22 protein-coding genes, 1 pseudogene and 1 riboswitch are annotated in these 23,158 nt (G+C 43.5%); of the genes and pseudogenes, 6 read left to right on the top strand and 17 right to left on the bottom strand.

Annotated elements, in window-relative coordinates; genetic code table 11:
• Nucleotides 1-7: 7 nt before the first annotated feature.
• The 7 genes from AB4375_RS03005 to AB4375_RS03035 form a co-directional block, all read right to left on the bottom strand.
• Entirely contained in the window at nucleotides 8-772 is a 765-nt protein-coding gene (locus AB4375_RS03005) for an ABC transporter ATP-binding protein (RefSeq protein WP_372051002.1), read from the bottom strand.
• Nucleotides 762-1,646, bottom strand: coding sequence for a bifunctional hydroxymethylpyrimidine kinase/phosphomethylpyrimidine kinase (thiD, locus tag AB4375_RS03010; RefSeq protein ID WP_372051003.1), 885 nt, complete (start codon nucleotides 1,644-1,646; stop codon nucleotides 762-764). The genes AB4375_RS03005 and thiD overlap by 11 nt, the downstream gene beginning before the upstream one ends.
• Before the next feature lie 98 nt (nucleotides 1,647-1,744).
• A riboswitch (TPP riboswitch) is annotated at nucleotides 1,745-1,856 on the bottom strand.
• 98 nt (nucleotides 1,857-1,954) lie between these two features.
• Nucleotides 1,955-2,872, bottom strand: coding sequence for a DMT family transporter (locus tag AB4375_RS03015; protein ID WP_372051004.1), 918 nt, complete (start codon nucleotides 2,870-2,872; stop codon nucleotides 1,955-1,957).
• Nucleotides 2,873-2,957: 85 nt separating this feature from the next.
• Nucleotides 2,958-3,686, bottom strand: a complete 729-nt coding sequence (locus AB4375_RS03020; RefSeq protein WP_372051005.1) for a helix-turn-helix domain-containing protein — start codon at nucleotides 3,684-3,686, stop codon at nucleotides 2,958-2,960.
• Nucleotides 3,687-3,860: 174 nt separating this feature from the next.
• A complete protein-coding gene (locus AB4375_RS03025; protein WP_017068444.1) occupies nucleotides 3,861-4,883 on the bottom strand; it encodes a DUF4382 domain-containing protein in 1,023 nt (340 codons plus the stop codon).
• Between the two features lie 421 nt (nucleotides 4,884-5,304).
• Nucleotides 5,305-5,556, bottom strand: a complete 252-nt coding sequence (locus tag AB4375_RS03030; protein WP_009844829.1) for a DUF2999 family protein — start codon at nucleotides 5,554-5,556, stop codon at nucleotides 5,305-5,307.
• Between the two features lie 130 nt (nucleotides 5,557-5,686).
• Complete coding sequence (locus AB4375_RS03035) at nucleotides 5,687-6,784, bottom strand: ElyC/SanA/YdcF family protein (RefSeq protein ID WP_372051006.1); 1,098 nt, start codon at nucleotides 6,782-6,784, stop codon at nucleotides 5,687-5,689.
• 484 nt (nucleotides 6,785-7,268) lie between these two features.
• On the opposite strand from AB4375_RS03035, the gene AB4375_RS03040 reads away from it, so the two are divergent.
• From AB4375_RS03040 to AB4375_RS03050, 3 genes and pseudogenes are all read left to right on the top strand, one after another.
• A complete protein-coding gene (locus AB4375_RS03040; protein ID WP_372051007.1) occupies nucleotides 7,269-7,943 on the top strand; it encodes a glutathione S-transferase family protein in 675 nt (224 codons plus the stop codon).
• 291 nt (nucleotides 7,944-8,234) lie between these two features.
• Nucleotides 8,235-8,468, top strand: a pseudogene (locus AB4375_RS03045) (transcriptional regulator); the annotation flags it as partial.
• Nucleotides 8,468-9,727 (top strand): hypothetical protein, encoded by a 1,260-nt coding sequence (locus tag AB4375_RS03050; RefSeq protein WP_372051008.1) that lies wholly within the window; start codon nucleotides 8,468-8,470, stop codon nucleotides 9,725-9,727. The pseudogene AB4375_RS03045 and the gene AB4375_RS03050, both read left to right, overlap by 1 nt.
• Here the strand turns inward: AB4375_RS03050 and AB4375_RS03055 are convergent.
• The 8 genes from AB4375_RS03055 to AB4375_RS03090 form a co-directional block, all read right to left on the bottom strand.
• Nucleotides 9,669-11,203 (bottom strand): IS3 family transposase gene (locus AB4375_RS03055; protein WP_372051009.1). Its coding sequence is split into 2 segments (ribosomal slippage): nucleotides 9,669-10,750 and nucleotides 10,750-11,203, totalling 1,536 coding nucleotides; the frame shifts between segments, so codons are not numbered across the junction. The two genes, AB4375_RS03050 and AB4375_RS03055, sit on opposite strands and share 59 nt — an antisense overlap.
• A 32-nt stretch (nucleotides 11,204-11,235) precedes the next feature.
• Nucleotides 11,236-12,363, bottom strand: coding sequence for a hypothetical protein (locus AB4375_RS03060; protein WP_372051010.1), 1,128 nt, complete (start codon nucleotides 12,361-12,363; stop codon nucleotides 11,236-11,238).
• Nucleotides 12,364-12,365: 2 nt separating this feature from the next.
• Nucleotides 12,366-12,986 carry a TnsA endonuclease N-terminal domain-containing protein gene (locus AB4375_RS03065; RefSeq protein ID WP_102285906.1) on the bottom strand — a complete coding sequence of 207 codons (621 nt, stop codon included), beginning with the start codon at nucleotides 12,984-12,986 and terminating at the stop codon, nucleotides 12,366-12,368.
• Nucleotides 12,987-13,128: 142 nt separating this feature from the next.
• Nucleotides 13,129-14,172, bottom strand: a complete 1,044-nt coding sequence (locus AB4375_RS03070; RefSeq protein WP_017062429.1) for a GMP reductase — start codon at nucleotides 14,170-14,172, stop codon at nucleotides 13,129-13,131.
• Nucleotides 14,173-14,950: 778 nt separating this feature from the next.
• Nucleotides 14,951-15,391, bottom strand: a complete 441-nt coding sequence (locus tag AB4375_RS03075) for a PAS domain-containing protein (RefSeq protein ID WP_017062430.1) — start codon at nucleotides 15,389-15,391, stop codon at nucleotides 14,951-14,953.
• 1 nt (nucleotide 15,392) lies between these two features.
• Nucleotides 15,393-16,397, bottom strand: a complete 1,005-nt coding sequence (locus AB4375_RS03080) for a response regulator (protein WP_029236531.1) — start codon at nucleotides 16,395-16,397, stop codon at nucleotides 15,393-15,395.
• Nucleotides 16,398-16,716: 319 nt separating this feature from the next.
• Entirely contained in the window at nucleotides 16,717-16,962 is a 246-nt protein-coding gene (locus AB4375_RS03085; protein ID WP_010430578.1) for a hypothetical protein, read from the bottom strand.
• Nucleotides 16,963-17,162: 200 nt separating this feature from the next.
• Nucleotides 17,163-18,515 (bottom strand): MATE family efflux transporter, encoded by a 1,353-nt coding sequence (locus AB4375_RS03090; protein WP_102495105.1) that lies wholly within the window; start codon nucleotides 18,513-18,515, stop codon nucleotides 17,163-17,165.
• Nucleotides 18,516-18,615: 100 nt separating this feature from the next.
• Here AB4375_RS03090 and AB4375_RS03095 point away from each other — a divergent pair, with 100 nt between their 5' ends.
• Nucleotides 18,616-19,590: a LysR family transcriptional regulator gene (locus tag AB4375_RS03095; RefSeq protein ID WP_017068435.1), complete on the top strand. Its 975-nt coding sequence runs from the start codon at nucleotides 18,616-18,618 to the stop codon at nucleotides 19,588-19,590.
• A gap of 42 nt (nucleotides 19,591-19,632) precedes the next feature.
• A complete protein-coding gene (locus AB4375_RS03100; protein WP_372051011.1) occupies nucleotides 19,633-20,532 on the top strand; it encodes a DMT family transporter in 900 nt (299 codons plus the stop codon).
• 158 nt (nucleotides 20,533-20,690) lie between these two features.
• Here the strand turns inward: AB4375_RS03100 and AB4375_RS03105 are convergent, their stop codons facing one another.
• Nucleotides 20,691-21,110, bottom strand: coding sequence for a VOC family protein (locus AB4375_RS03105; protein ID WP_372051012.1), 420 nt, complete (start codon nucleotides 21,108-21,110; stop codon nucleotides 20,691-20,693).
• Nucleotides 21,111-21,315: 205 nt separating this feature from the next.
• Complete coding sequence (locus AB4375_RS03110; protein WP_017065985.1) at nucleotides 21,316-22,209, bottom strand: DMT family transporter; 894 nt, start codon at nucleotides 22,207-22,209, stop codon at nucleotides 21,316-21,318.
• Nucleotides 22,210-22,508: 299 nt separating this feature from the next.
• Here AB4375_RS03110 and AB4375_RS03115 point away from each other — a divergent pair, with 299 nt between their 5' ends.
• A complete protein-coding gene (locus AB4375_RS03115; RefSeq protein ID WP_065584786.1) occupies nucleotides 22,509-23,129 on the top strand; it encodes a heme-binding beta-barrel domain-containing protein in 621 nt (206 codons plus the stop codon).
• The last annotated feature ends 29 nt before the right edge of the window (nucleotides 23,130-23,158 follow it).

Raw genomic sequence — 23,158 nt, forward strand, 5'->3', positions numbered from 1 at the left:
CGTTAGATCATGCATAATCACGCTCCAACTGATCTAAGATCGCTTGTTGTAACTCAGCACATTCACCATCTAACACTCTTGGTGTGGCAGTGAGAGGCACAGATAAAGACTGAGCGTTCGCCGGTGTGCCTTGCAACACATACAAGTTATCCGCCAGACGCACCGCTTCTTGTGGATCATGAGTGATCAACACAACGGTTTTACCCCTTAACAGTTCACACGCTAAACTTTGCAGCTTGTGTCTCGTTACCGCATCCAGCGCAGAGAAAGGCTCATCCATCAGCACGACTGGCTTGTCTTGCATTAAGGTTCGAGCCAAAGCAACACGCTGACGCATACCACCAGACAATTGATCCGGCATAGCATCCGCGTAATCAGCCAGACCAACAGAAATCAGTAGCTCTAACGCCTGATTTTTATGCTCGATATTTTTATGCTTATCTGCGGAATTTTGAAAGCGATGGCTCAAACACACGTTGTCGATAACCGATAGCCATGGCAGTAACAAATCTTGCTGCGCCATGTAAGCGATGCGATCCGTTAAAGGCAATTCATCAGACGTTGCCAATGTGCCCTGCCATTCCACCTTGTCGTCCAACAAGCCTGCCAGATAACGCAATACCGTGGTTTTTCCGCAGCCACTGCGACCAAGTAACACTGTCCACTTGCCTGCGTTTAAGCTAAGCGACAATCCCGATAAGGTTGCGTGCTCACTGTCGTTATAACGTAAAGAGGCATTGCTGAGCTGAACACCCACCGTATTAACGGACATTCCCGTGCCCAGCGAAGAAGTGATTTACTGGGCCATGACCTTGACCGACTTTCAACTCGTCAGCATGGGCAATCGCGCGTGAAATGTATTGTTTACCCAGGTCTACAGCCTCTGGGAGCGTGTTGCCTTGAGCCAAGAAAGAAGCAATAGCAGAAGAGAGCGTGCAGCCCGTGCCATGAGTGTTTTTGGTAGGAAAACGCTTCGCGCTAATCACAGCAGATACAGTTGGTAGAATCAGTAAGTCATTGCTGTTTTCATCTTTCTCTAGATGACCACCTTTTAGCAGAACGGCTTTAGCACCTAAAGCGCGCAGATCTTCAATCATGTCCTGCATTTCGGCTTCGCTTTCAGGTACCGGCTTGCCTGTTAACGCCGCGCCTTCAGGTAAGTTAGGGGTAATAATGTCGGCGAGCGGAATCAGCTCTTGTTTTAGCGTAGTGATAGCAGAGTTTTCTAGAAGAAGGTCGCCGCTTGTCGCGACCATTACAGGGTCAATTACCAAGTGTTTTGGTTGGTATTGTTTGATTTTGTCTGCAACGACTTTGATGATTTGCGAATCCGCCAACATACCAACTTTTACCGCCACGATATTCAGATCGGTAAACACTGCATCTAACTGACTAGCGACATGCTCTAGTGGGATTGGAAATATAGCGGACACGCCTTGGGTGTTCTGAGATGTAATCGCGGTAATTACCGAACAAGCGAAGCTACCCGTTGCAGACATGGCTTTAATATCAGCTTGAATGCCCGCGCCACCACCACTGTCAGAACCCGCAATGGTCAAAACAATCGGAGTATTGATCGAAGAAGATTGGTTTTCTGGTGTTTGAGTGCTGTTAGGTGATACTTGAGAATTGGAATGCTGTGTCATGGTCGCTCCTACTGTCTAAAAGACGTAAGAGAACCGAACTTTGGCCGCAAAGAGAGTGTGGAGGTGAAAGCAATGAGAGATCATTGTTGAACCACGTAGGCAAAGTAATCATAGTTCCCTACGCCAGTGTTAACTGAATCAGGTTCAACGGGTCTCGATTAACGATCTCAGCAAACACCAAATAAGGTATATGCACCCCGACTATTGATAGCGATAGTAACAGCACTCTCACAACTGAGATACTGATTTTATTCAATTATAAGAATTACACATGAAAAAATTTCAATTAGGCAAAACAAAACAAATACTTATAACGTTCCTTTAGATGGCTTCGACTGTATAAACAAGCACAACACAATCAGAGACATACCTAACCAGCCTGTAAAAGGAATCAGCTCACCGACAACACAGACGGCAAGCACCGCTGCAACTACTGGTTCAAACAGAGTCAGCAGATTGGCGCTACTCGCGGTCACGTGGCGTAAACCAAAACTGAACGCGATATAGCCCAAGCATTGTGGGATTAACGTCAGATAACTGATGACTAATACGTTAATCTGCGAGGAAAACAGGTTCTCCCCCGTAAACCAGAGCGTTGGCAGCAACAGCATCGCACCCAGGCCAAAAATACTGCCCATCGCCGCTTGTGACTTAATCCCTTTGTCGATCAGTGCTTTGGTCGCCCAAGAATAAATGGCGTAACACAACCCAGCGAGCAAACCTAAAGCAATACCGAACAGCTTGAGATCATCACCGGATTCATTCGTCGATGAAGATTCTGAAAACACCAACAACCCAATACCCACCACACCAATCGCAAAGCTAGTGAGCCAACGTTTGTTGATATTATTATTTTTGCTAATAAGACACTCTAACAGAGCAGAAAAGAAAGGTGCGGTAGCAATCGAAACCACTGTACCAATCGCCACGCCAGATAATTTCATTGAAGAATAGAAAGCTAAAGGATAGATCGCTAAAGCCAAAGCGCTCACCGTCAACAGCTTCTTGTTCTGCAAAAGCTTGTCGAAAGCGAATAGGATTTTTCGATACGCCAATCCCGCTTGCATTAGGCCACCGACGCCCATAGAGAAAGCACCAATCGCTAATGGGCTTAGATCAGGCGCAAAACTTGCGGCGGTGCCTGTCGTGCCCCATAAAATAGAAGCAAACAAGATGGCTAAAGTGCCCGTTTGGAATTCGTTAACGCGATTGATGGCAAGATTCATTTCTATTACCCAATTTTCAGTTCTGAAATAGATAATAGTGAAGATTGATAAAAGTTAGTTTGCCGAAAGGACGCTATTCTTGTTTCTAAAGACTGTCTTTCATTGAGCCTAGAAACGCCCTTGGAGACATGCCAAAGTGCTGAGAGAAGCGACGACTGAAAGCAGACACATCACTATAGCCCACATTTTCAGCAATCAATTGAACCGGTAAATCGGTATGAGTTAACAAGGCTTGGGCTTTCTCCATACGATAGCGAGTGATGTGTTTAAGCGCACTGATACCCAGACATTCTTTGAAGCGTTTTTTGAATTGAGTGGGGCTCAAACAAGCCGTTTCTGCAAGTTGCGAAATGGATAATGGTTGTGTGTAATTATCCGCTATCAGCCTTTGTACAGCGCGGATTCTTGGGTCGATGCTCTTGCTCACTTGTTGTTGCTCTAACAGCAGTGAAAACACATCCAAGATGGATGACTCAATACCGCTATCGACCTGATATTCCAGCTGCTTCTCAACAAACAACAAGAAGCTCATTAAGGGTGGCGTGATAGTAAACACCGAGAGCTCATGCTCTAACAAGTGCTGCGGTAACTCTGCCATATCTGCGACAATAAACCGCGCTGCTTCATCCGCCTTAAACGCATGCGCTGTGGTTACCGGAATCACCACGCATTCGCCCACGGCCACCTTGCCGACATATCCCACCATTTCAATACTAATACTCCCTTGAATAGGCAGCACGAGTTGATGGTAGCCATCATGGGCATGAGTATTAAATTGCTTGGTGTAAGATCGAATGCTTAGGCTAGATTTCATGAGCAACGCCGGAGTACATTTCGCTAGGTTAAAGTAAGAGATACAACGTTACATCATCACTTCCCTAGAGTCACACTCAATGCGCATCAAATTCATGCTAGCTAAGTGACATGATCAAAAACGGCCTCCAAATAAGAGGCCGTTTTGGTTAAAAAAACGTAATTCACATAAAGGTTAGAATGACACTTGGCTGTCTTGACCAACAGTTACTAGTACGCCATTTTGAGCTTCGAATATTGTGAACCCAGCGGCTAGTGGCGCTGCATTGTCTTCATCACTGTCGTACTGCGCAGTACAGGTATAACCCAATGAGTAAGTACCTGGGTCAATGAAGCCCAGAGAGAACTCATAGTTAGTCTGTGCTTCATTCATTGCCACTGACGCTGAAGTGATCGGTTTCACTTCATCACTGCCGCCGATCGGTGCCATGTCAGCTTGTTCAACATTACCTTCATACAAGTACACCGACTGAACAAATGTATTATCACCACCGTTACAAGTATCATAAGTAGAAAGAGCAACAGTACCTTCAATGTTTCCTGTCTCAACCGTATTGATAAGACTTACAGACGTTCTTTGAATAGTGTAATCAGGATATGTTGAACTGTTCTTTAGGCCTCGTCGAAGATCGAACTCGACAACAAAGTCGTTACTCTGTTGGTTCACGTTAAATGAATCCTTAAAGTAAAGTACGCCAGCGTTATCTTCTTTACCCACTTGCGGGCACGCCCCATTACCTTTCACCGTTAACTCACGATTCGTATCATCATTTTCTACCACGTAAGATGGATCTGTTGGATGATCGCCATCATTCGCAAACACACACAACTTATAACTGCCTACCGGAATGACCTCATTTTCAATCAAAGGAAGCGCCTCGCTACCTTGGTAATCCAACAAATTCACACTTAATGGAATCGGATCCTCACCATCTGGCAATGGATCGCCATTTTCATCAACGTAATCGCCGTTTTCGTCCGTTTTATACACATCATATATCAGTGGCGAACCTCCCCCTTGAGGAAGTAAAGCGACCTTACTGAATGTCACGGTGACGTCTTTAACATCATCAATGGGCGCATCACTCACGCTCAAAGTAATGGGTGTCGTGCTGCTTGATGAACCTGAATCACCGCCACAACCAACAAGCCCAGCCAGCACAAGGCTCGCTAAAGCGGTTTCCTTTAAATACTTCATAACTCATTTCCTATAAATCACTGCTCAATAAAGGGCTTAGTTTTTGCCCTCTTATTCTTTTCCTTAATGTGACTCATAGACAAACCGCGCTTATGGCCCAAATCGGTTAGCCCTATTATTTAGGGTTTTCTTCATCCAAAAACTCTGTTCATCAAGGTCCACATATCAGGTCGCACATAGGTTAATTAAGTCTAGTAAGTAAATTGTCAGTAGTCGCGCATATTTGGCAAGGTTGCTGTCAATTGTGTTGGAATGGTCGGTATGTATAGGGTCGGAGGGGATGATTGAAAGCACTCAAATCAAAATAGAAAATCGCCACCAAGATCAAAAAAGGCCGTTAAGACAGCCTGTTGCTGAACTTAAACGACCTTTTTATTGAATGTGGATTAAGCTAATTCGATATTAGCTCATTCAAATTCACTTATTTTTGAAGTTGCTCTTTAGCCGCTTCAACCTTAGAAAAATCTAGGCCAAGCTCTTCAACTGCTTCTTTGATTAGCGCAGGGTTTTGCATTACCTGACCCATCAGCATTTGAAGCTTATCTTGTGGTAAACCAAGTTGGCTGATTGTCGCCATTGCTGCAAGAGGGTTCTCTGTCAACGTCTTGAAAATCTCGCTGATCTGCTCGTCGCTGATATTGTTCTCTTTCAACATTGCTAAAATCGGGTTCATTTTTTTGCCTTTGAAACACTAAATTAAATAGGAGCACAGCATATCATCTAGCTGTGCTCGATTGTACTAACAAGTGACGCTTTGGTTTAACGCGAACGGTGCTTTTCACAAACGCAAATAATGCTTGGGCTTAGCGAGACTCTAATGGGTAAGAGCGGTAGCTCCACATACCATACGTTCTCAGTGCGTCACGGTAGATGCCTAGAAGCTCACCACTGCTCGCTTTCTTAAGATCTTCTAGCGGCTTATCTGGGTAAGAGACCGTATCGAAGGTAATGCCCTGAGGGCCCGTTTGCCAGCTCGCGATCTCAAACAGAGTTTGACCACGACGAACATGGCTTGCCGAGCTGATAATGGTCGCATGTTTAATATCATGACGAGCAAGCGCATAGCTACTGAACAAGGCGTTGCCTACCGTGCTAGTCGCGTAGTTCTCTTCAATGATGCGGTCTTTGCTTACCCCTTTTGAGATAAGCCAATCCGCCATTAACTTGCCTTCAGTCTTATGATTCTTTGGCACTCCGCCCGTCAACACGATCATCGCATCAGGGTTCGCTTTCGACATTGCTAATGTGGTTTCAAGACGTTCAATCAAGATCTCATGCATAGAACCATCAGGGTTAAGCGCGTAACCCAAAGTGACGATGGCACCGTGGTCGCTCAACAGTCCCTTATCTGCAGACTCTTTAAGCGGTGTTTCTAACACGCGGTCGACCGTTGCAAAAATACGTTTGATGTCTTCTGCTTTACCTTTGTTCAGGTTTTCCAGTTTCTCCATGTGCTTGTTGGATTCACTTTCATTGCCTTCAAATCGCTGCCAAACCGCAAGGTAAGCGTGAAGGTCAACATCGTCTGGGGCAACCATCAGCGCTTGTTCAAACAATTCAATCGCGCGCTCTGCGTTCTTGTTGTAGATCTGAGCGTTCGCAGCCGAGATCAACAAGTCAGTACGGTAAGGTTCTAGCTGGTACGCTTCTAACAATCGGTTAGTCACAATTTCCATGTTACTTGGCATTTTAGCCGTGAAGCCCGCGTGAGAAATTCTTGCCGGAGACTTAAACGCCTGCAACGCATCAAGAAGTAATTGGTCGACAACTTGTCGCTTAGTCACCAACTGCGCGTAATCCGCAGAAGCCTGTACAGCACCATCGTTAGCAGCAAAAGAGTAAGGTGTTGCGCCAAAAGCAAGCATGCCACCAAGAGCGAGGGCGATAATGTTCTTTTTCATGGAAAGATCCTGTGTCGTTAAGTGTTCACATCAGATTTGCTCCCCAATGTAAGCTCCCAAGATTAAAAAACCGTGAACCAAACCTTACTCTCCAAGGTTGACATTCATTTGTTGCATAAGGTGTGGCTGCAGATCACGATTTTATGCGCCAGAGTAAGCTCAAATATCCAGATAGCTTCTAGTTATAAGGAGCTCCCTTGATTACTTTGGAATATTTAACTTCGCATCCCACCTGCCTATTCCATCTAAACCCCTAAGTTTCGAAGCTCAACATCAAACCTAAATGTGCATTTTATGTTCATTATTTCAGCAACTTAAAACGCGATTCCCCTACCAGTCGACGCTAATTCACGTTTACACAGCCAAGTTCAAAAGGCACAGAGTTTGGTATCAAATCAGTCAATTCACAGAAAATTCAAAAATCATTCATTGAACGATCGTTCAAGTGGTGCTTTAATGAATGACCAATACAAGGAGTTACCCCATGCTTAAGTTCTATTTTCACCAAACACCCAACCCAATGAAGATCGCTCTGTTTTTGGAAGAGACAGGCCTAGATTTTGAACTTGTTCCTGTCGATACCTTAAAGGGTGAGCAGCATTCACCGGAATATCGTTTAATCAATCCAAATGGCAAAACGCCTGCGATTGAAGACGAAGGACAACGTGTATTCGACTCTAACGCTATCCTGCTGTACCTATCTGAGAAAACAGGCAAGCTAGCTGGTCAGCCAGAAGACAGAGCTGAACTATTATCTTGGATGATGTTTATTGCGAGTGGACTTGGTCCATACTCAGGCCAATCAGTACACTTCCGTCATGCTGCACCAGCAGGCTTAGATTACGCGGTAAATCGTTATCTTCGCGAAGCACAACGTCACTACGAAGTGTTAGAGAAACATATGGAAGGTCGTGAATTTTTCGTCGGAAATGAGTACACCATTGTCGATGTCGCTGCATGGGGTTGGATTGATAAAGCACCGTTCGTGCTTGGTGAAGAAGGCTTAGAACCTTACCCGAACTTGAAGCGTTGGTTTAACGCAATCAACACTCGCCCTGCTGCACTGCGCGCCCGCGAAACTGGTAAAAACGTTGAATTTAAAACCGAACGTGATGAAGAAGCGAAACGAGCACTGTTTCCTTCAAATTACGCGAAGTAGAAGAAGTAAAGTTTGATAATGAGGCTCGGTAGTAATCAACTGGGCCACTTTTCTTCACCTTGATTACTCATAAGTAACCGTTCCATCCCTCGTCTTAACTCCAACACTTCCATCCTGTTTCAATCCCCCCCACTAGCATGTGTAATAATTAACCTCAAAATCGTAAGTAACTGTTGCAAGTCATAAAATACGGATTTAGAACTACTTGATATGAAATCATAATGATATTCTATACGTCATTAAATATTTCACAGGCTTTGATACGAGCCTTTAAATCAATCTAAGCGTGGTTTGTATATGATGTACATCGAGCACGATGAAACTAGATTCATTGCCGATAAAGAAATTCACCAAGCAGTTAGCGGCACGTACCTAGTCGATATGGACGGCCTACTCTCGCTCAACGACATTCAGCGTTTACCCGGTAAGAAACTAGCGATCAGCTTTAACGGCTCGACCCTAACAGTAGAAGAAGATGATGTGAGAATTGTAGGTAGTGTGGCGTTGGTGATGGAGAAGAAGTGATGAGTGAATTTAATCCGACTAAAATAGTTGAAAAATATTCCATAGACTTGATTAATAGGCTAAATAAAGAAGAGGGAAATAGCCTTGTCCTACATAACCAATCATTCGAAAGACTTCCCAAAAAATTAATCAGCTCAGCCTCAAAAGTTAATAGAATATATTTACAAGAATGTTCTAACCTGATATCCCTCGATGGTATTGAGGCATTTGTAAACCTAGAGTCATTAATTATAAATGGATGTAATAAACTAACATCAATTGATCAACTAGATAAACTAAAAGAGCTTGGGATTGATTACCATCACTTTGAAACACTATCAAATAATAAAAGTGTAATTCTTAATAAAATAGAAAGAGTAATCTCATCAACAGAAACTATAAATTCAATTTCCAAAACAAACACTCGAATAAAGTCAATTAACATTTCATTCAGCTATAATGGTAAAAAATCATCTACAGAAGAGTTAAAAATCGAAAACTTATCAAATCTTGAAGAAATATCCTACTCTTTGGGTAGCACTATTGATACTTCCAAGTTAGATAAGGCATTTCCAAAACTTAAAAGGATATTTACTTACTCTTATTGTTCTCAAGAGGACCTAGACGAATTTACAAAAATATCTAGATTAACTCATCTATCAATAACAAGCCCATCGGTTGCAAATGGTACCCTTTCATTAAAAAATGTAAAAAACCTTAAAGAGTTGAAGCACCTTTCAATAGATATTTACAACTCCGATGATGAGTTTATAAATATAGATGGTGTGTCTAATATAGAAAGTCTCAAGTTTCTTACACTAAAATCTTCCAATACACCGCTAGAACTTCAGTTTCTATCAAATCTTGAAAACCTAAGTCATCTTGACCTTAGAGCAAACTTCCAAGACGACAACCTCCATAATATTGCTCATTTAAAGAAATTAAAAACGCTAGCAATTGAAGATTCCGAGAACAGTCGACTAAAATCCATAGAAGGAATTGAACATATTCCTTTACTACAAAGATTAGAAGTAAAGAGCTTTAAAAAGATTTTCAACTTTAAAAAGCTAAGTACGTTAAAAAAATTAAAAAGTCTGTTTATTTATATTGAACGTAATTCAAGTCGGTTGAGTGAACTAATCAGACTACCTTCGCTACCTTTAATAAGTCACTTATCACTACCGGTGTTTTTCAAGGTAGTTGTCATCATTTGCTTACTTATTAAGCAGCTTCTCTTTCTGGATTTAGGTGAACGTCACCAACAGGTTCACAGTTTCTGATATCACCAGGCCAGCGTTCAGGGTTTAGCTCTTTTGCAGCGAGTAGTACCTCCGCTCGGCGCTTCAAGATCTCTTTATCTTTTCCATTGTGACGCTCTGAAGGCGTGACGTAATTTAGCTGACTGTGCTTGTGCTCGGTGTTGTACCAGCGTACGAAGGCTTCAACCCAACTTTGGCTACTATCGATTGTTTCAAAGCCTTTCGTTGGCCAGCTTGGCATGTACTTTACCGTGCGGAACAATGACTCAACATACGGGTTATCATCACTGACTCTTGGGCGACTATACGATGAAGTAATACCTAACTCTTCCATTTTGGCTTTGAACGTCAACGACTTCATCGGCGCACCATTATCGGAGTGAAGAACCAGTGCTTGATTGAAGCGCTGCTCTCGCATCAACGTTCGTTGCAGAAGTTGTGACGCTAGCTCACCGCATTCATGCTCATACACTTCATAACCAACAATTTTTCGACTGTAGATGTCCTCAATGACATACAGGTAATAATGTTGGCCTCGAACTTTTGAAGGTAAGTAAGTGATATCCCACGTATAGACTTGGTTCGAGTCCGTCGCTGTGTAACTGGTTGGCTTCGCTTGCTTCTGTCTGCTCCGCTGACGACCTCGTTTGTGAAGTTGCCCCTGCGTACTCAACACTCGGTAGTAGCTCGACTCAGAGGCGATATACTCACCTCTATCAAGCAGTGTCGGGACGATTTGAGTTGGAGGCAAGCTTGCAAACTCAGAGCGGTTACACACCTCGATTATCGCATCACGCTCTTCCTGCGACAGCTTGTTAGCAGGCTCAGGTCTGAGGCATATTGGCCTTTTGTCAGCTTGAACTTCACCTTGCTGATACCAGCGACGATACGTTCTCAAGTCGATTTGAACTTCATGGCAAGCTGGCTCTAAACGACACCCGCATTGCTTCGCTTCAAGGATAAGAGTCACTATGGTCTGCCTTTCATCGGTTGAGGTTAGTCGTCCTCTGGCTCTTCCCCGTAAAAGGCTCTCAGCTTTTTTCTTAGTACCAAGAGAGCGGCCGTTTCAGCGAGTGCTTTTTCTTTGAGTCGTAAATCTTTCTTCAACTCTTTGATTTCAAGTTTGTCAGCTTTAGCCTGCTTCTTTGCTTCAGCTTCCTGCTCTTTACTCGACTTAAACCCTTGCATACATTCGCTGCGCCAGCTTTGGATTTGCTCTGGAAAAAGACCTTTTTCACGACAATATTGGCTGAGTTCACTTTCTGTCATTGAGTAGGTTTCAGCGACAATGGCAAGTTTAGTTTGAGCTGACCACTGCTCTGATGAAGTGTTGCTATTTGGCACGGCGGCTCCTGAACGTCTGAGTTGCTGGCGCCAATGATACAGGGTCGCAGTGCTAATTCCTTCCTCTTCCGACACTTCTTTAACTGACATTGAATAGGGAGGTAATAGCTTCTTCAATATAGCTTCTTTTCTTTCTACTGAGATACGAGACACAATTACTCTTTATCGCCCAAACTGGTTAAATTTTAACAGTGACATCTACCCTGCCAGATAGGGAAACTCTTACCCGGCATTCTAGAGAGAAATCGATTATTGATAGTTCGAAAATATCGCTCTACTGACCCTTTAAGCCAAGGCTTTTTAGTCGGGTTTTTCTTAACTTTTATTTTCAGATCTTTGCACGCTATTTTGAAGTCACTACTGTTAAACTCAGTACCATTGTCGACAATCAAATGCTCAGGCAAGCCATAACAAGGCCAACACCCTTCTACTGATGGGTATAGTTCTTTAACGTGTTCTTTTGGAAGAATTGCATTCACAAGTGCTAGTGATACTGATAAGTAACTCGGCGGCTCGAACCCTAGATAGAAACCCACAATGCTCTTTGTATGAGTATCGTACAAAACTGTGAGCCACGGTCGCCCCAATGGTATACCGTTTTTTTCATCAATAATAAATAAATCAAGCCTAGTATGGTCTGCTTCTACACGTTCCAATACTCGTGTTGTTGCTGGCCTTTTCCCCACTTTTCTGAAAGTAGAATCAGCTACACTTTTTCCCTTTCTAAGTAGTATTTTTTCGTACTCAGAGTGCTTCCTTAGTCTCTTCCTAAATGCCTGTATTGAGAACGGTTCAAATTGAGTCCCATTGATTTCATTATGCCGATCAATTTCAACCTCAAGAGTTACGTATGCCGATGTTGCTGTCGGGCATTCTTCAGAGAAGTAATTTCTTATTGCACCTTGAATTAAAGGTTCAAGTTCATCGGGAGTATTTCTTTTTGTATTGCCAGCTGAGACTTTCGGAATTAGGGAGTTAAGCTGAAAATTTGATTTTTTAAAACCTCTCCAGTACCTATAAATGCTGATTGCTGATGGTGTACTTGAACCAAATTTATCTGTTAAAGCAGTAAGTGACTCATCTATTTGCTTTTTGGAAAAATCGGTACCATATTGATCTATAAGGAATTCTATAATGTTATATCTATGTATGGCCTCATTTCTTCGGTCTTCATCAACAGAAAAGACATCCTTAAACGTCAGATCAACATCTTTCCATAAGGGGAGTGATAGCGTTTCCTTTGGTTTCGATTCTTTATCGAAGTTAGTACTTGGAAATAGCTCGCCAAATCGCTTAGAACCTTCACTTGGCATGCCTAAGAGCTCCAAATAGGGCTTTGCCAACCAATAGGCTGGTGCATATCAATACTTAACAACTGTCTGGCAATCAAATCATAAAGTGAGGGTAATAACTGAGAAGAATGAACTGAAGAATATTGAACAACCTGCTCTATCCTGAGCTCTCCATATTTCTTAAATAGATTCAATATATTTCTCTGAATGGAGTTAAGACGCTCATCGCAAGCATAACGATGAATGATCCTTAAATTATCGAGCAATGGGTATATTTGAATATCATCATCTGTCAATACGTGCAGGTCTTTACCGCCGCCCAATGCTTGTTCTTTCTGAGCTCTAAACTTTTCTTTAAACTCATCTTTTTCTGCAATGTGCTTGGGCTTTATCTCATAAAATGATTGGTATGAATCTTTGTATGTGACTAAAAAATCGGGCGTATACCTATGCAGCTTACCTTCGATAAAATATTCAAAACCGATAGGCTGCGCTTCGAAAGTTATAATCTGTGGCGAAAATTCGAAGTGGAAACATGCGTCAAACTCCAAGTCGGATTCGACTGTATGGATAGAGTTCGTTTTGAGGCTGACAAAGCGTGAGATGTTTTTTACTGACGAGTTTCTAAGAATCCGTTTTTTCATAATAAACAACCATACCTGTAGTAAACTTCCTCAAGTGTTGTACACTTTACAAGCTTTTTCAAGGTATGGTTGTTTTTATTTCAGGGTATGCTTTCGTAAAATCAACATATGGTTGTTTTTACACTATTCGAACTCGTTCAGATTACTCTTTACCGAATACGTTGTTCTCTTGCTCTTGTACACGGATGAAAGTCGTACGCTTAGTTAGCTCTTTAAGCTTTGCTGCACCTACGTATGTACAAGTTGAACGTACACCACCAAGGATGTCAGAAATTGTGTTGTGAACAGAGCCACGGAACGGAAGTAAAACAGTTTTACCTTCTGCAGCACGGTATTTAGCAACACCACCTGAGTGCTTGTCCATAGCCGACTGAGAAGACATTCCATAGAACTTCATGAATTGCTTACCGTCTTGCTCTACAACTTCGCCGCCTGACTCAGAGTGACCTGCTAGCATACCGCCTAGCATTACGAAGTCAGCACCGCCGCCGAACGCTTTAGATACGTCACCCGCACATGAACAGCCACCGTCACCGATGATCATGCCGCCAAGGCCGTGTGCTGCGTCGCCACACTCGATGATTGCAGAAAGTTGAGGGTAACCTACGCCTGTTTTAACACGTGTAGTACAAACAGAACCAGGGCCGATACCAACCTTAACGATGTCTGCGCCAGCTAGGATTAGCTCTTCAACCATGTCACCCGTTACAACGTTACCAGCAGAGATAACTTTAGTCGGGAATTCAGCACGTACTTTTTGTACATACTCAACTAGGTGCTCTGAGTAGCCGTTAGCGATATCAATACAGATAAATACGAATTCGTCGCTCAGCGCCATGATTTGCTTAGTTTTCTCAAACTCAGCTTCAGAAGTACCTGTTGAAACAAATACGTTGTTCAGCGTTTTCTTGTCTGCTGTTTTTGCGAACTCAGCCCACTGCTCTACTGTGTAGTGCTTGTGTACTGCAGTCATAACACCGTGCTCTGCTAGAGCAGCTGCCATTTCAAAGCTTGCTACCGAATCCATGTTCGCTGCAATTACTGGAGTACCAGACCATTGACGACCGCTATGCTTGAATGTAAAATCGCGGGTTAATTCAACTTGAGAACGGCTTTTAAGGGTAGAACGCTTCGGACGGAAGAGTACATCTTTGAAACCTAACTTAAGTTCTTGTTCGATACGCATGATAATTTGTCCTGTAATCATATTACGTGTCGTGCGTTTTCGGTAAGCGTTGGCAGACGCTTTACTGAGTTTCGGACACAAAAAAACCGGAGCGTTGGCAGACGCTCCGGTTTTCAGCATTATAGGCTGTGATTTACTAACAGCAAGTCTGATATTTCATTTTTTTTTGTGCTATCCTCTCAAAGATTCCATATCTGGTAAAAGCTTCCCGCCCGTCATTTCCTACTAAATTCATAGTAATTAATAACTTAACAACATATTCACGCAAACGCTGTCGGTTTATTGCGCAAACGTTTCCCTTGCAAATTCGGCGAAAAAATCTTCGATAAGGCAAATTTGTGAAAAAAGTGCCCTTTAATCACATAAAAATCACACTTTTCTTGAATCAAAAAATGCGTTTTTTCTTAAATAATTTCATTTTTTTCTGACTTTTTTCGCTTCGAGTGCCGATCTCAGCCCTCTTTCATTAGCCCTGAAATTTATAAAGTACAAAGGCAAGATCGATTAGCACGTTCGAAACTTGGATGAGCGGGGTAAAGTCCACAAAATATGGCAGGTTAGATGCGCTTATTTATGAGAACCCAGCGGATACAAGCCGCTGTTGATAGAGCCTAACAACAACTCGACTAAAGTTAACGAACACGGAACGCCTTTCTTTAGTTCGAACTCATTACTACAGGATCAGATACAAAAATGGCCAAGGGGATTAACCTTGGCCATTTTTATTTGGTTTTCAGAGTGCTCTTATAAGGCGATTCAATTTTCACCTTAAGGTACGTCAAGCCTTTTTCTGAGACATCAGAGCTTCAGCAGTCGCATCTTGAATCGACAAGAACAAGGATGTCACTTGCCCAGTTGGAGAACGCATCGGGTTAAGCGTGACGTTCTGATACATAAAGTCGGCTTGCTGAGTTACTGGCCTCACGTTGCGGCACTTAAACAGATAAGGCCTTTGTTGCCACGTTATGAAGCTACGGCAGCCTAGGTCATAAACCGGTTTTGTTTTAAGCCTAAACCACTCTTCAGGAATTTCAGGGAATAACTCAAAGATCGACTTACCGATCGCATCATGCGATTGCTTACCGCTATGGTGCGTCATGAAGCCATTCCAAACTTGTACCTGAAAGTCACGGTTAATGACCACCAGCCCCATATCGACGTTTTGAACCATGTCTACCATCCAGTGGAACTGTTCAAATTCAGCAGGAAGATTCAGCATATTAAAACTCCTCCATTAGGTAGGCCAATTTGTTGTCTAGAAGAGGCAGAGACTCATCAACGAACATAAATAGAAGATCACAACGGATGGACGTGCCGTCTATGTTGTAGCTGACTTCGAACGTCATGGTCTTTTTAAATGAGCCGCTGGTATTTTCAATCACCGAATCAATCGAGATGTGTTGACCTAGCAGCACAGGAGAGCTCTGGAAGAAACGAACTTCTGATTGCTCCCCTAACCCATTCAAGAAAGAGCCGACTAAGATGTTCGATACATCCATCAACAACTCTAATTCTTCTAGCTGCTCGCTTTCTGTTGGCACCTTCATGAGCTTCTTAAGATCGCTCACACTGGAATCACTCAACAAAACTAGCGCTTCACCTGCAATGCCTTCTCCACTGAAGCCTTGGCAAACACCCGACACTTGGTCATTGTCAGCCAAGTCACGAAGTGCCATGTGCAATTCACTCACTTCGAAGATGTTAACGTTCGGCAGCGGTAGGTGAACAAACACATTAAAGTGACGAGCCAGTGCATCAGCGGCACGGCCTATCGCTACGTTCGCGACTTCCATATAGATATCGCGTCTGCGAAGTATTGGCAGTTCTAAAGCGGTTGGGGTAATGATTTGAGGTTGTTTTGGCGGCTCGACATGCTCACGTAAAATGGCTTTTAGCGCTTCTTTATCGATCGGCTTTTGCAAAAATGCTTTGGCGCCAAGATCCAGCACCTTCTGTTGTGCTTTTGGTTGTATGTCACCAGAAACAACGACAACTGGCGTGGTATCGCCTAAACGTTGCATCTCTTCCAATGTGCCATAGCCGTCTAATTCCGGCATGGTTAGGTCGAGGAACATCAATTTGAATTGGTTTTTAGCGAGCTCTTCAAGTGCATTAAGCCCATGAACAGCAAAAGTTATATCTGCATTTAGAGAACTAGGCAGTGACCGAGCCATCTGCTTCCTTGCTAACGCAGAATCATCACATATAAGAACTGGGAACGACATAAATGCACCACTGACAAATTAAAGCTAATTCGACCGAGTGTAACAGAACATTATGGTATCAGGTACGGGGTGAATGGATTTATGTGCAGATTATTAGTAAGAATGATGAAACAGGTGGGTAAGCTATTATTTCGCATTATTCTTCATGAAAAACAATATGCTACAAAGGTAATAGCCAATCCTTGCTGTTGAGTAATAGCACTATTATATTTAACAGCAGCCTTAACAAGCGGGTTTATTAAGGCTCGACTGACTCATTCATTGAACGGCTTTATGTAGCCATGATAGAGAGCTATCCAACAAAGCTAATGCAAGAGAACTAGAACTGATATGAAGGCCATAAAATCAGTAATGCGAAACGTATGATCACAGCAAATACCAACAACGCGATCCCCAGGCGATACCATTTGTATTCGGCGATGTTCATTGGGATACGCTTGTAGAACATCGTAATCACGCCTTTCCAATCGCTACTGCGTCTTCCGTACTGCATCATGCTCGTCAAAACAAACAGTGCGCCAAGCACTAACATTCCTTTTTCAGCCCAGAACAATCCAACTTCCATTTGTGTATTCCTTGATAAAACGGTGAGCAACTCAAATCATTCTAGTCACCTTTTAGCTCGGTTTCTGTAAGACCAAGGTCTAAATTACGAAGTACGCAATTTAGGGCTTATAGGTCATTGTTGGTAATTGATAGTTCTCGGTCAGCAATACAACGTTTATCGTTCAAGGTTCCATGGTAAAGGCGAGCATCACAAGCAAATCACGTATAAGCATGATTCGACAAATCTGGAGATTGGTTGTTCTTTTGAATGACACGCATCAATTGGATAAGCAGCAGAATACCTGTCACGCCTAAGCCAACACCGATTCCGCCCCAAATCCCTGCCAATTCGAACTTAGGCATCAAATACCAAGCCGCAGGCAAGCCAAATACCCAGTAACCGATGGCAGTCATCACGGTTGGCATAGAGACAATCTTCATGCCTCTTAGCAGGTTAATCGCCAGTAGCTGCCAAGCATCAACAATAAAGCACAACGCCACTACCCAGATAACAGAAGCCAATAGTGAAGTCATCGCACCCGTGCCATCATCCAGCTTGAAGATAGACGCGATCATTTCCGGCCATATGATGAACACGGCAGACAACGCAACGCTCAACACCGACACCAAGATAAAGCTGAGAATCGAGGTTCTTTTGATACCTTCGTAGTTTCCCGCACCGAAATCACGCCCCACCAAAATCGCCGCAGCTTGTGAGAAACCGAAATTGAAGTTCCAGGTGAAGCTTAAGCATTGCAGCAGGATTTGGTGTAAGGCTAACGAAGCAATACTGATCGTGCCCGCCATCAAGGTGCCACCGTAAATAAGGCCATGTTCAAGTAATGCTGCTAATCCGATAGGTAAACCCATCATTAAAAGCGGACTCATCAACTTAATTGAGTACTCTTCTGTGTTTAACCAAGGGGCGAACTGCTTGAATTCGTCACGTTTGAATACCCAAACTGTGTATCCAACCATCACGATAAATGCCGCGATAGCCGTACCTAGCCCTAAACCCGTTAAGCCCATGTCTAATTGGAAGGTTAAGAAGTAGCTGACTGGCACATTCAGAATTACGGTGATAATAGACATCACCAGAATAGAGCGCACATTACCAAACGCACTGGTTAAGCCGCGAAGCACCAATAAGATAAGCGAAGGCAACATCACCCACTTCAAAGCATGGACATATTCCATGGCTAAAGTGATCACTTCTGGCGGCTGTTTGGCTGCTTCTAATACCAACGGAGCAAACCAGAAGCTGGCCATTAAGGTCACGCTGAGCACGAATGCCAACATGGTTGCGCCTTTCACCGCCAATCTAATTTGAGTATTACCAAACTCAGGGCGAGCTACTCGCTGACCATAAGCGATCGCAATCAAATTCGCGACACAACCCACGGTGCTGCTCGCAATAATGAAGATGAAAAAGTAGATTGAGGCACCTAAGCCACCAGCCGCAAGGGCTGACACACTGATACGCGACATCATCCAAACATCAGTAAGGACTAAAGCCATAGAGATCAGCTGTGAAATGATCAAAGGGAATGCAAGAGTGAGTATTTTTTTCATGAGCGCCTCAGGTAATTTCGCCCAAAATACGATCGATGAGGCTAGCGTTCAATTGATAAATTTGCGACTCTAACATTCCATAAACTCATGCGAACGAATTATGACCCCATATCCTAGCTTGCCATCATCACATAATGGCTTAAAAGCCTTTGAAGCTGCCGCAAGGCTGATGAGCTTTACGCTGGCTGCCGAAGAGCTGCATGTGACACAAAGTGCGATCAGCCGACAGATCAAACAGCTTGAAGATGAGTTAAACGCATCACTGGTTATTCGTAAGCATCGAGCCATAGAATTAACGGTACAAGGTCATGATTTGTATGTCGCTTTGCGAGAAAGCTACGGTAATATCGAAGCTGTTATCGCCTCTTGGAGTGAGCCCAAGCAGAAGCGTATCGTGATCAAAGCGACTCTGAGTTTCGCGACGCGAGTATTGATCTCCAAAGTTCGGGAATTAAACGAGCGTTATCAAGATCATGAGATAGTCATTGTTCCTGTGATTGAGGAAGACGAATCGATTAATAGTAGTGAGTATGATCTACTGATCTTCCACACGCGTTTCAAAAAACGCTATGACAAGGCACCTGACATTACCTTCTTGCGTGAAGAGTTCATGGCGCCGGTTTGCTCTACTAGTTTAACCACCAAAGACACCGACCTTGATTCAATCTTAACCTTGCCAAGGCTGCATCCAACCTTAGATCATCACGACTGGAAAGTGTGGCTGGCCGATGTTGAATTCCCACCAAAGAAACCTGTCAGAAATACCAGCTTCTTGTCTTTAGATATGGCGCTCAGTGCCTGTCTATCCGGTGAAGGGGTTACGGTCACGGATCTGTTGTTAGTTCAACAAGATCTCCAACGAGGCTTCTTGTACTGCCCTAGAAATGCAAAAATCCAACACAGTGCTTGGACTTACTTCATGCACCAGCGTAGTCACACGCCTATAATCAACGACCTTATTGAATGGCTTAGAGAAGAGACAACAAAAGAGATCGAGTTGCTGAAAGTACTCGCACAGCAATATCAATGGTTTGGTGTAATAGAACAGGACAAAGACTTTGGTCGGCTCTTCTAAACTAAGTTATGATTCCTGTTCCCTCAACCGATTGATATTTTTATGTCTTCTTTCTCTTTTTCACAAATCCCTGTTGGGGTTCGATTCATGATCCTCTCCGCTTTTGGATTCGCACTGATGTCAGCTTGTGTGAAATACATCAGCAATTATGGCATTCCTGTATTCGAAATTGTTGCAGCAAGGGCTTTGGTGTCTTTGATCATCAGTTATATCGACGTTAAGCGAAAAGGCATTTCGATCTGGGGAAATAACAAACCTTTGTTGTTTGTTCGAGGCGCAGTTGGTACAGCAGCCTTGATGTGTGTTTACTACGCTGTAACCACTCTTCCGTTAGCAGAAGCGACCATTCTACAATACGTACATCCGGTCTTTACCGCGTTGCTCGGTGTGTTGTTCCTGAAAGAACGCGTCCAGAAATCGACCATGATCTGCATTGCATTCTGCCTAGCGGGATTATTGGTGATGGTTCAACCAAGCATGAACAGCGGCGCGAGCAGCGAGTTACCGCTATTCAGCATTATGGTGGCGTTATGTGGTGCGTTTGGTAGCTCAATTGCTTATGTGATTGTGAGAAAGCTGAGCCAGACGGAAGACAGCTCTGTCATCATCTTCTACTTCCCACTGGTTGCTCTGCCAATATCGACAGTCCTTATTTGGAACGACTTTGTATGGCCAAGTCTATTCTTAACCGTGATGCTCGTGTTAGTCGGTATTTTCACTCAGATAGGCCAATACGGTTTGACCAAAGCGATGCAGACTCAAGCGGCGGGTAAAGCTTCGGCTTACTCATACGTCCAGATAGTCTTCTCGGCACTGTTAGGCGTGTGGATCTTTAATGAAATTCCATCGGTTTGGACTTATCTAGGCGGTGGCCTGATTGTGACTGGCGCGCTGATTAATGTGTTTGGCAAACAACTGTTGGTGCCTTTTGAGGCTAAATAAACAACCCAACAACTGAGCTAAACATCAGCTAAATAATCAGCTATTGCATAGACCTAAAAAGGGCATTGCGGATTATTCCACAATGCCCTTTTCTATAAATGCTCTCTAGCGCGCTTTCATTCAGCTAACCAACTTTAACAAAGCGGCGTATTACGTAACTAACTCGTGGCATTTCGTAACTTAGGGTCATCACTTAGGTATTCAACGAACTCGATTTCAAAGCCTGCCGGATCCACAAAGTAGACATTTTTTCGATAAGGTTCTTCAGCGCCAGGTTTAGCAATCGGGAAACCCGCATCGATAAGACGTTGAGTGACGCTTTCGATATTATTGGTCACATAAGCGAAGTGCGCGAGGCCAACAGAGTGCCCTGCCAAATCTCTGTTTTCACCCTCACCGTGATCACTTATTGCTATGTATTGGTACTCGTCGCCAAAATGCAGCCAGTTACGTGGCTTGCCTGACCATTCGCCTTTTCCTTCATCACGAACGTACCAGTGTGGAAACGCCGCTTTATAGAAAGTCAGCATTTCAGGGATGTCCTTGACGACTAAATTCACATGTTCAAGATGGATCATTCTTCTCTCCTTAAAGTATTCTCGTAAGCAACGTTGCACACCCTAATACCTCAAGTTAAGTTGAGGTAAAGCACTAATTTGCATTTATTTCGAGAACGTTTTTAGAGCCCAAATTGTCGTATTTTGAAGCGATACAAACCCTAAGTTTAGACGACCTTCCCTGATGTGGTTTATTTGGAATCCAGAATGACTGAGAGACAAGCCGCTATGGTTTAGGCGGAGTAACCTCAACTTCTAAAGCGGCTCGGTCTCTCCACTTGAAAACCTTCTTCCATTTAATCGGCATCATTGGAATAACGATGAGACTAATGCCCACCAGCGTCAGGATGTCTGGAATCTCATCGAACCACATAACACCAAACAATGTTACGAACACCAACCCAGAATATTCGGCGAGCGCAATCTGGTTGGCCGGTGCTTTTTTGTAAGCCACCACCACAAGCGCATGGTATCCAAGTACGAACAAGTTGATTGCCATGATCCAACCAACATGACGCCATTCGAGCGCAGACCAAGTTGGCAGCGCTAATGCCAGTGCAAGTGGCAGAGTCATAATGCTGGTCCAGAACAGAGTTGAGATGATGTGTTGCTCTGCATTCAAGCGTTTAATCAAGATATTACCCACGCCCATCGCAAGCGCACTGCCTAGCCCAGCAATCGCCGCCCAATGAAATTGTTCAGGGCGTAACACGATTAATACGCCCACAAAACCAATCAGGGTCGCGATCACTTTTGAAGATGTCGGCCTTTCTTTCAACAGCACGATCGACAAAGGCAGCATAAGGATTGGTCCAACGTAGAACATCGCGTTTGCTGTCGCCAAAGTAAGGTGTGTAATGGCGATCATCGCGCAGCCACTCCCCACTAAGATAAATTGAGCCCTTAAGAAGTTGATTCGGCAACCGCCTTTCATACGCGTCTCTCTCGGTAACTTTAACCAAAATGGAAGCAACAAGATCACGCTCAATAGCTGACGGATAAACACGTACTGGAACGTAGGGACTTCGCCATTCAGTATCTTCAATGATACGTCTGAAAAAGACGCAAGTAGGTTTGCGAGCACCAAAAGCAAAATGGCGTGGTTAACAGCTTTATTCATACAGAAGTAAGATTACACATTTGTCATACAATTATGAGCGCACATCATACATGAGAATTTGAAATGTGTAATAGCAAAATTAATAAGGCTCAGACTAATGCAATTTTGAATTAAACCTCGATGAACAAATCACAGCTATTCGTTCAATATTTAGCCGCATTAATATTCTCTTACTGACTGATACATCAAGTTACAATTCGATTTCATATTAGCCAACAACACTGATCTGGGTTAATAAACTAGTTTCACAATAACCTTATTTTTATTGGGGTCAGATAATTAATAAAAAGGAAGTTAAAGTGAAAAAATTATTAGCACTTGGTATCGCAGCGGTAATCTCGGCTCCAGCAGTAGCCGACCACAACACAATCAATGGTATGGATTTTGGTCCACTCGCAAAGTTAGTCGGCACATGGAAATCAGTCGAAACTGGCGGCGTTGATATTTCTCCAGGTCAAGAAGGCACAGAAGTGGGCAAAGGTGGCCCCGCGGTCACACCATTTTATGAAGTGATGACATTTGAGGTTGCGGCAGATGCAACCAACGCCAGCGATCAATATCTGGTTGCTCTGTACTACAAGCAAGAAGTATTCAGAAAGGCCGACGACTCTAAGTTCCACGATCAACGTGGCTACTTCATCTACGACCAAAAAAATCAGGTCGTCTACAACTCTTACTGCGTACCACGCACCACATGTGTCACCGCAGAAGGCCCTGCTGGCGATACAATGACGTTAGTTGCGTCTAAGCGTGGCATCGCTGAGTCCGAATACATGACGGACAACGCAACCACCACGGGCTTCACGATGAACATTAGCATTTCAGACGATACGCTGACGTACTCTCAAACAACAGGCTTAGAGATCTACGACAACGCATTTGCTCATACAGATTCAAGCACTCTAATTAAAGTGAAGTAGATTCAAATACAAACGCCTTTCACAGCGAA

It is taken from the genome of Vibrio sp. 10N.261.51.C6, from assembly GCF_041471785.1.
Classification (GTDB): domain Bacteria; phylum Pseudomonadota; class Gammaproteobacteria; order Enterobacterales; family Vibrionaceae; genus Vibrio; species Vibrio crassostreae_C.

Bases quoted from the DNA above. Each gene is read 5' to 3' on its own strand.
- AB4375_RS03035 (WP_372051006.1), bottom strand. From the start codon at position 6,784: ATGAAAAAGAACATTATCGCCCTCGCTCTTGGTGGCATGCTTGCTTTT.
- AB4375_RS03030 (WP_009844829.1), bottom strand. From the start codon at position 5,556: ATGAACCCGATTTTAGCAATGTTGAAAGAGAACAATATCAGCGACGAG.
- AB4375_RS03085 (WP_010430578.1), bottom strand. From the start codon at position 16,962: ATGGAAGTTGGATTGTTCTGGGCTGAAAAAGGAATGTTAGTGCTTGGC.
- AB4375_RS03020 (WP_372051005.1), bottom strand. From the start codon at position 3,686: ATGAAATCTAGCCTAAGCATTCGATCTTACACCAAGCAATTTAATACT.
- AB4375_RS03090 (WP_102495105.1), bottom strand. From the start codon at position 18,515: ATGAAAAAAATACTCACTCTTGCATTCCCTTTGATCATTTCACAGCTG.
- AB4375_RS03080 (WP_029236531.1), bottom strand. From the start codon at position 16,397: ATGTCGTTCCCAGTTCTTATATGTGATGATTCTGCGTTAGCAAGGAAG.
- thiD (WP_372051003.1), bottom strand. From the start codon at position 1,646: ATGACACAGCATTCCAATTCTCAAGTATCACCTAACAGCACTCAAACA.
- AB4375_RS03100 (WP_372051011.1), top strand. From the start codon at position 19,633: ATGTCTTCTTTCTCTTTTTCACAAATCCCTGTTGGGGTTCGATTCATG.
- AB4375_RS03095 (WP_017068435.1), top strand. From the start codon at position 18,616: ATGACCCCATATCCTAGCTTGCCATCATCACATAATGGCTTAAAAGCC.
- AB4375_RS03005 (WP_372051002.1), bottom strand. From the start codon at position 772: ATGTCCGTTAATACGGTGGGTGTTCAGCTCAGCAATGCCTCTTTACGT.
- AB4375_RS03015 (WP_372051004.1), bottom strand. From the start codon at position 2,872: ATGAATCTTGCCATCAATCGCGTTAACGAATTCCAAACGGGCACTTTA.
- AB4375_RS03075 (WP_017062430.1), bottom strand. From the start codon at position 15,391: ATGCTGAATCTTCCTGCTGAATTTGAACAGTTCCACTGGATGGTAGAC.
- AB4375_RS03070 (WP_017062429.1), bottom strand. From the start codon at position 14,172: ATGCGTATCGAACAAGAACTTAAGTTAGGTTTCAAAGATGTACTCTTC.
- AB4375_RS03040 (WP_372051007.1), top strand. From the start codon at position 7,269: ATGCTTAAGTTCTATTTTCACCAAACACCCAACCCAATGAAGATCGCT.
- AB4375_RS03050 (WP_372051008.1), top strand. From the start codon at position 8,468: ATGAGTGAATTTAATCCGACTAAAATAGTTGAAAAATATTCCATAGAC.
- AB4375_RS03065 (WP_102285906.1), bottom strand. From the start codon at position 12,986: ATGAAAAAACGGATTCTTAGAAACTCGTCAGTAAAAAACATCTCACGC.
- AB4375_RS03105 (WP_372051012.1), bottom strand. From the start codon at position 21,110: ATGATCCATCTTGAACATGTGAATTTAGTCGTCAAGGACATCCCTGAA.
- AB4375_RS03110 (WP_017065985.1), bottom strand. From the start codon at position 22,209: ATGAATAAAGCTGTTAACCACGCCATTTTGCTTTTGGTGCTCGCAAAC.
- AB4375_RS03060 (WP_372051010.1), bottom strand. From the start codon at position 12,363: ATGCCAAGTGAAGGTTCTAAGCGATTTGGCGAGCTATTTCCAAGTACT.
- AB4375_RS03025 (WP_017068444.1), bottom strand. From the start codon at position 4,883: ATGAAGTATTTAAAGGAAACCGCTTTAGCGAGCCTTGTGCTGGCTGGG.